This window comes from Bacteroides sp. HPS0048 (assembly GCF_964240755.1).
Taxonomy (GTDB): Bacteria; Bacteroidota; Bacteroidia; order Bacteroidales; family Bacteroidaceae; genus Bacteroides; species Bacteroides nordii.
This window is the reverse complement of record NZ_CAXSVC010000041.1, coordinates 36,123-42,987: the sequence shown is the minus strand read 5'-3', so window position 1 is coordinate 42,987 and position 6,865 is coordinate 36,123. Positions and strand designations below refer to the sequence as shown.

General features: G+C 43.1%; 7 protein-coding genes. 4 read left to right on the top strand and 3 right to left on the bottom strand.

Annotated features, from left to right (window positions below; translation table 11 throughout):
• Nucleotides 1-407: 407 nt before the first annotated feature.
• Nucleotides 408-1,082, top strand: a complete 675-nt coding sequence (locus tag ACESQI_RS21550; RefSeq protein WP_320934838.1) for a hypothetical protein — start codon at nucleotides 408-410, stop codon at nucleotides 1,080-1,082.
• A 13-nt stretch (nucleotides 1,083-1,095) separates the two neighbouring features.
• On the opposite strand, the gene ACESQI_RS21545 is transcribed toward ACESQI_RS21550, so the two are convergent.
• From ACESQI_RS21545 to ACESQI_RS21535, 3 genes are read right to left on the bottom strand one after another with little or no spacing between them, the layout of a single operon-like run.
• Nucleotides 1,096-1,908, bottom strand: coding sequence for a DUF4846 domain-containing protein (locus ACESQI_RS21545; RefSeq protein WP_373127095.1), 813 nt, complete (start codon nucleotides 1,906-1,908; stop codon nucleotides 1,096-1,098).
• Complete coding sequence (locus ACESQI_RS21540; protein ID WP_002559802.1) at nucleotides 1,908-3,506, bottom strand: aspartate:alanine exchanger family transporter; 1,599 nt, start codon at nucleotides 3,504-3,506, stop codon at nucleotides 1,908-1,910. Before ACESQI_RS21540 ends, ACESQI_RS21545 begins: the two co-directional genes overlap by 1 nt.
• A gap of 55 nt (nucleotides 3,507-3,561) precedes the next feature.
• Nucleotides 3,562-4,467 carry a cation diffusion facilitator family transporter gene (locus ACESQI_RS21535; RefSeq protein ID WP_373127093.1) on the bottom strand — a complete coding sequence of 302 codons (906 nt, stop codon included), beginning with the start codon at nucleotides 4,465-4,467 and terminating at the stop codon, nucleotides 3,562-3,564.
• Between the two features lie 743 nt (nucleotides 4,468-5,210).
• Between ACESQI_RS21535 and ACESQI_RS21530 the strand changes: the two genes are divergently transcribed.
• Genes ACESQI_RS21530 through ACESQI_RS21520 form a run of 3 tightly spaced genes read left to right on the top strand, consistent with a single transcriptional unit; the run spans nucleotide 5,211 to nucleotide 6,742 of the window.
• Entirely contained in the window at nucleotides 5,211-5,447 is a 237-nt protein-coding gene (locus tag ACESQI_RS21530; protein ID WP_320908079.1) for a hypothetical protein, read from the top strand.
• 9 nt (nucleotides 5,448-5,456) lie between these two features.
• On the top strand, nucleotides 5,457-6,230 hold the full coding sequence (locus ACESQI_RS21525; protein ID WP_373127091.1) for a threonine/serine exporter family protein: 774 nt from the start codon (nucleotides 5,457-5,459) through the stop codon (nucleotides 6,228-6,230).
• The gene (locus ACESQI_RS21520) at nucleotides 6,227-6,742 is read left to right on the top strand and encodes a threonine/serine exporter family protein (RefSeq protein ID WP_002559798.1); all 516 of its coding nucleotides are present in this window, start codon (nucleotides 6,227-6,229) and stop codon (nucleotides 6,740-6,742) included. Before ACESQI_RS21525 ends, ACESQI_RS21520 begins: the two co-directional genes overlap by 4 nt.
• Nucleotides 6,743-6,865 lie beyond the last annotated feature (123 nt).

Below are 6,865 nucleotides of genomic sequence, written 5' to 3'. Positions count from 1 at the left end.
CTGAAAGCAGGATGGGATGAAAAATACCTGTCAACACTTTTACAGGACAGCGCATTTTAATGCGTCGGCCCTGTTTCTCGATATGTATTACTGTTTTACATGTACATGTCTTACTGTTCCACATGCACATGTCGTACTGTTCCACATGCACATGTCGTACTGCTCCACATGCACATGTCGTACTGCTTTACATGTACATCTAAAACAATGTTACACACCGAGACTTCATACGTTCCTCTATGAGACACTTTGCGATAATTTGCGTTCACCTGTGTTTCAATGTACCATCGCCTGTCGTATCTCCCCGGCCGGGAAGACCCTATGAAAACTTTTCATGCGTTTCTCAACGGATATTAACAGATTAACAGTACATTTGCCGTATCATATTATTTAATAATAAAACTACAATGAGAACGAAAGACTGGAAAGCGATAAATACCCCCAAGATACTTGTGATAGGAGAAGATTCAAACTTGCAGTGGTCGGAAACCGTAGCAAAGTACGCTATGTTTGCCGATTACTATTTTCGCGGATTTCCGGAGGATCACGGAGAGCGCAGTAGAAACGTGGAGTCACGCAATCTCTTCAACTATGTGATGAGACTCACCGATCATCAGTTAACTCCCGAAGATGTGTATATCACCAACCTGTGCAACGATGATTTAGAACCGGCTCCCAAAGGAAAAAGAACTTTTATACCCGAAGAAAAAGCACAAAAAGGCATCGAACACATCAAATGGATTTTGTCGGAGAATCCTTCCATAAAATGTATACTGGCAATGTCCTTGCAAACAAATTACTGGCTTCAGCAACTTGGTTTCTACGAAGGGGATGCCGATTTTTTACGGGCTGCCGAACCCAGACGCAACGGAAAAGAAAGCCTGTCGCCTTTCTATCAGCCGGTAGACGGTAAAGCATTTACCATGATCTGCGGTAAAGCTTATGACGCTACGGACTTCCCGGTAAAAGTATTCCCTGTGCTTCCTGCAAAAGACTATCCCTTGTCCGATCAGAATCTGGATCGTTATGCAAAAGCTCTGGACCAGGTAGTTAATTACTTTAGAACGAATAAGATATTTTAAACTCCGGAGCTTTTTATTCGTTTCCGGAGATAAAACGTTTTAAATCACTCTTGTTGAAGACCCATTCGGGGATATAGAGTTTGCCGGTAGTTTCGGATGAAAGCTCATACCACGGAGAGAGTGAACGATTTTGAGGATTAACCAATAAATGTATCTGCTGCGCAGGCATATAGCTTTGTGCCAGCAGATATACTTTTTTCCGGGTTTGCGGATTCACCGCCACATCCATCACAATAACGGCATGCCCGGGAGAACCGCCTTGTATAAACACATCGCCGGGAGACAAAGAAGCATAAGGAACAGCAACAAGCTCTTTTGACAAGGAAGCCGTACCGGCATACATAAATACTATATCCAGATATTTGCGGAAAGTCTTATAAGAATAATCGGGAGCAGTTGCGGCATACCACTGTACCTTGTTTCCGTTTACTTTAATACGATTACCCTCTGCCCACTTTTTATATTTGGCAGGGAAACCACTGGTGAAGTTGAACTTTATCTCATCATATCGTTTCTGTGCCCACAAATATTCAGCACGCAATCGTATCACAGCGTCAGCACACTGCTGCAAGTCACGATTACCGATCTCCATATCGATCACAGCGTAAGCCGCCGCCTGGTTCCGCTTCACCTGCCCGTTATAAAGCAACACTTTACTCCCTGCCGGTAATAAAGACAGTGTCCGCAAATATGCCGTAAACGAATGGAGATCACAGGCTTCACGAACATATCCCGCAGGAGGTGTCACACGCCTTTCAATACTTTGCCCGGATACGGACAAAGCAGAAAGCGTAAACACAATGCTTATAAGAAAAAGCGTCTTCATTAATATACAACCGTTGATATAATCTGTATAAAGAGAATAAGAAATACCATTGCAATCGGATAAACCGTAGCATAAGCCACACTTGGGATATTACTGTCTACCATTGAGTCGGCAGCAGCAAGCCCCGGCGTACTGGTCATGCCTCCGGTTATGGTTCCCAATAAGTCGAGTACATTAATTTTGAAAACCAGCCTGCCTACCAGTACGGCTACCAGCATAGGCACTATTGTAATAGCAGCCCCTACCCCAAACATCAGCAATCCACTCTCCTGAAAAGTAGCTACAAGAGTTTTTCCGGCAGAGGTACCGACTTCAGCAAGAAATAGTAACAACCCTAATTGGCGCAATAACTGATTGGCAGGTCCGGACATCGACCAAAGGATCGGTCCGGTTTTACCTACTGCACTAAGCACCAGAGCCACTATCAGTACACCACCTGTCAATCCCGGAGAAAAAGACAATCCACCGGGGAAGGATATATTGAGCTTTCCAAATAATACGCCAAGTACAATCCCCATTGCAATAGGGAAAAAGTCCGTATCCGACAGTTTTTTGGCATCATTGCCCAACAAGCGTGCCACTCCCTGTATACCTTCTTTCTCGCCTACCACCATTAACTTATCACCAAACTTCAGCGCAAGATCCGGTGACGGAGAAAGGTCAATACCACTTCGGCGAACACGGGTCACCGTACAACCAAAGTTACGTTGCAGATTCAAGTCGCCCAACTGTTTGTTTATCATATCTTTCTTAGTGAGCAGCAACGACTCAATCTCCTGGGTCTTATCCAATGGGAGTTCACCCTCTTCACGCTTACCAATCAACACGGCAAGCTGATTCAAAGACTCATCACTCCCCACAGCCTGAATATAATCTCCTTCACGAAGCACCGTGTGGGCAGTAGGGATCGAAATTTCTTCGTCGTGCTTCAGCCGGGAAATAACAGCTCCGGTCATTGCACGGGCATTGATTTGCATCAGGCTACGGCCGAACACACTTGGATTGGTGACGCGATAAATACAGGTTCCCAATTCAGGAAATTGTCCGCGACGTTCTATTTCGAGACGGCGTGCCTCCTGGTCGAGGTTCACCCGCATGATCTTAGGCAGCAGTTTCACAAACAAGATAACTCCGATAACACCGAACGGATAAGCAATACCATAAGCAATGGAGGCCATCGGAGAATTTGTACTGTCAATAGCTACAGCAAGCCCCGGAGTACTGGTCAGTGCACCGGCAATCAGTCCTACCACACTCGGGGTATCAATATCAAAAGCATACTTCAACCCTACGGCCGTAAGCGAAGCCGAACAGATAATGAGCATCGTAATAAGAATCAGGGTCTTTCCTTTGCTTCGGAAAGAATCAAAAAATCCGGGACCGGCCTGAATACCAATCGTAAATATAAAAAGTACCAATCCGAAGTTACCCAACTCTTTGGGAATAATTACACCAAAATGTCCGAAAAGTAAAGCAATAAAGATGACCGCCGACACATCGAGCGATAGCCCCTTGATCTTGATTCTTCCCAACATGAAGCCTAAAGCAACAATCAGAAAAAGTGCAAAATAAGAGGAGTTCAATAAATCAGTAAGCATAGGTTTAAAGGGGTTTGTTAGTTTAGGGCGGCAAAGGTACGTAAAAAAGCCTCAATCAGCAAGTTTCTTCGTCGCAGGTGGCGCCTTCACACTCAAACTCAAGCGTTACATGATGAATGCCCGCATCCTCTAATATATGCCTGATGAGATGCTTAGCCTCCTCCATATGATTCATTTCATCCAGTACAATATGTACAGTAAGTGCAGTTTCAGTGGTACTCAACGCCCAGATATGAAGATGATGGCACCCCACAACGCCGGGTTGTGAAAGTATAAGTTGTTCTATTTTCTCCGTATCTATTCCTACAGGTACTCCATCCAATGAAAGCCGAAGACTGTCATGTAACAGCCCCCAGGTAGATATAACGATAATAACTGCGATAACCAGCCCAATAATCGGATCGACAATGGTCCAGCCGGTATACATGATGATAATACCCGAAATCACTACTCCTACAGAGACCAGCGTATCAGCAGCCATATGCAGATAGGCCCCTTTTACATTCAGATCTTTCTCTTTATCTTTCATGAAAAGCCAGGCAGTGACAGCGTTTATTACAACGCCTACCCCGGCTGTCCAGGCAATAGCAGCACCCTCTACAGGAGTAGGATGAAGTAGCTTGCCTATACTTTCGGCAATGATGATACCTACAGCAACCAATAGAATCACAGCATTGAGCAGAGAAACCAATACCGTACTCTTTTTATAGCCATACGTATAGCGGCTATTAGGATGTACTTTTGCCAAACGAAAAGCAAGCATAGCGAGCACAAGACTCGCTACATCTCCCAAGTTGTGTCCGGCATCGGAAAGCAAACCCAAAGAATCATAATAAAAACCGATGCCGAACTCAACAAGGACAAAAAGTATATTGAGCGTAATCCCTATAATGAACGATTTATTGAGCGACGATAACTGATGTACGTGCTCATGCGAATGATGTTCGTGATTGTGTACCATTATTATATTCTATTTTAGCCTGTTATGAAAAACAGTACTTCATTCAAAATGAAAACATTTCATATCCTGAATTGGTTCAGGCAAACAAGCAGATTAAGAACATATTCGGTAAGCTTATACCTAAGAATAAGTATTATCTCCCAAGTTATCATTATTTTTAGGTATTGCCCTTTCTTTGTTTCACACGTAACTTTGCAACGATAAATAATAACAAAACAATGGTTCTTATCTCAAAACCAAACTCCAAACGAACACACTACCGCAGAAACCTGACAATCCTTTTGTTAATCCTCATAATCGGTATTGTTACATTTTGCTTATGCCTTACTTCACACAATGATTCCAATATCCATTGTCACTGTTTACAATGCCTTATGAATTATGTCCCCGAAGATGGCGAGTGTCTTTATAATCGTTACCTGCCCCTTATCAGCCTTCTCTGGATATTACTGATATTCCTGCCGATTTACTTTTTCAGACACAGAAAAAAATAAAGCCTTCCGGTTGCTACGGAAATGAACCGAAAACTTATCCAAAAGAAATTCTCTTCTCTCTTTTGTCTACTGTTTTTTTAATTACCTTTGCCGCTGAAATAGCGTTTTTTCATCTTGAAACAATCGATATTTAGCCGGAATTAAACTAAAATCTAAGAACTGTGTTATAGACATCAGAAACATGACTCTCTTTGCAGAGAAACAATTGTGTTATTTTAGATTTAAAGATTTAATAAGGAGAAAAGATTTATGTTATCAGGAGAACAAGTGGAAGGAACTTCCAACGCAGACAGTTGCCAGGCAACCGCAACATCTCAAGAAACAATACAAACTGTTACCACCTATACCGGCACAGTAGCTACAACACCTGTACGCAGAACATTTGAAGAACAAAAACCATTCATCTTCGGAATTGTAGGTTTCGCGGTATTGTACATTATTACACTTATCATTACCCGGATCATAAAGAATCAATTAGCACGTTAAAACAATCCCATGAATATCCATCAAGAATTAAAAGAGCTATCTAAATTCCTGTCGGAGTACTCTACCAGCCTTATGGCCGTAGGAGTACAAACCTCACGTATTGTACGCAACACCGCGCGCATAGCCGAATCATTCGGGTTCCTCTGCGATATGACGATCTTTCAGAAAACGATCATTATGACATTGCGTGACGCCGACAACTCACATTCATACAGTACTGTGAACAAAATAAAGCCTATGGGACTGAACTTTGCCATCAACTCGGAACTTAGCACCCTCAGCTGGCAGGCTTATGATGAACGACTCTCATTGCCGGAATTGCAACGCCGTTATCTGGACATTGTCAGCAAGCCACGCGAGAGTAAATGGCTGGTACTAATCCTTGTTGCATTTGCCAATGCATCCTTTTGTCGTCTGTTTCAGGGAGACTTTACTTCGATGGGAATTGTATTTGCAGCCACTCTGGTAGGTTTCTTTGTCCGTACACTACTGATGGAACATCACTGGAACCATCTGGCGGTATTTATAATCTCCGCTTTCGTGGCTTCAATGATTGGCAGTACAGGCTATCTGATGCATTGGGGCAACACTCCGGATATGGCATTAGGTACAAGTGTTCTCTACCTTATCCCGGGAGTACCTTTGATTAACTCCATCATGGACATTATCGACGGACATGTATTGGCAGGGACTTCGAGATTTATCAACGCTTGTCTGCTTATCATTTGTATAGCGATAGGTCTGTCAATGACTCTTTTATTAACCGGAATCAGCGCCTTATGACAGTACAGTTTATCACAGAGATCATACAAGATGGGGCCTTTGCCGCTATTGCTGCTATCGGATTTGCCATTATATCCAACCCGCCCCGTAAAGCCATATTAATATCCGCTTTATTGGCCGCTATAGGTCACGGATTGCGTTATTTCCTTATGCACACCGCTATGCCTTTGGAGATTGCAACGGCTTCGTTCTTCGCCGCCTTCTCTATCGGTCTGCTGGCTATCCCGTTTGCAAAAGCCATTCATTGCCCGGCAGAAGTTTTTTCATTCCCGTCTTTACTCCCTATGATTCCGGGAATGTTTGCTTATAAGAGTATTCTTGCATTAACTCAATTCATGCAAACAAAGGATGATACCGCTTCATTAAAATACCTGGTGGAGTTTTGCCACAACGGAGCTACCACTATCTTCGTGCTTTTTGCCCTGGTAGTCGGTGCAGCCATACCGGTATTTATCTTCCATCGCCAATCATTCACAGCAACCCGTTTGCTGAAGAAACTGGTGAAGAAATAAACATAATAAAACAAGCCACCGGAATGATTCACTAACAATGTCATTCCGATGGCTGTCCCCTTTAAACACCTTTAAACAAAATGAAAAAATATGCCTCAACTAACTAAACTAACTAACCCTTAG

Coding starts and splice junctions, on each gene's coding strand:
- ACESQI_RS21550 (WP_320934838.1), top strand. CDS start 408: ATGAGAACGAAAGACTGGAAAGCGATAAATACCCCCAAGATACTTGTG.
- ACESQI_RS21545 (WP_373127095.1), bottom strand. CDS start 1,908: ATGAAGACGCTTTTTCTTATAAGCATTGTGTTTACGCTTTCTGCTTTG.
- ACESQI_RS21540 (WP_002559802.1), bottom strand. CDS start 3,506: ATGCTTACTGATTTATTGAACTCCTCTTATTTTGCACTTTTTCTGATT.
- ACESQI_RS21535 (WP_373127093.1), bottom strand. CDS start 4,467: ATGGTACACAATCACGAACATCATTCGCATGAGCACGTACATCAGTTA.
- ACESQI_RS21530 (WP_320908079.1), top strand. CDS start 5,211: ATGTTATCAGGAGAACAAGTGGAAGGAACTTCCAACGCAGACAGTTGC.
- ACESQI_RS21525 (WP_373127091.1), top strand. CDS start 5,457: ATGAATATCCATCAAGAATTAAAAGAGCTATCTAAATTCCTGTCGGAG.
- ACESQI_RS21520 (WP_002559798.1), top strand. CDS start 6,227: ATGACAGTACAGTTTATCACAGAGATCATACAAGATGGGGCCTTTGCC.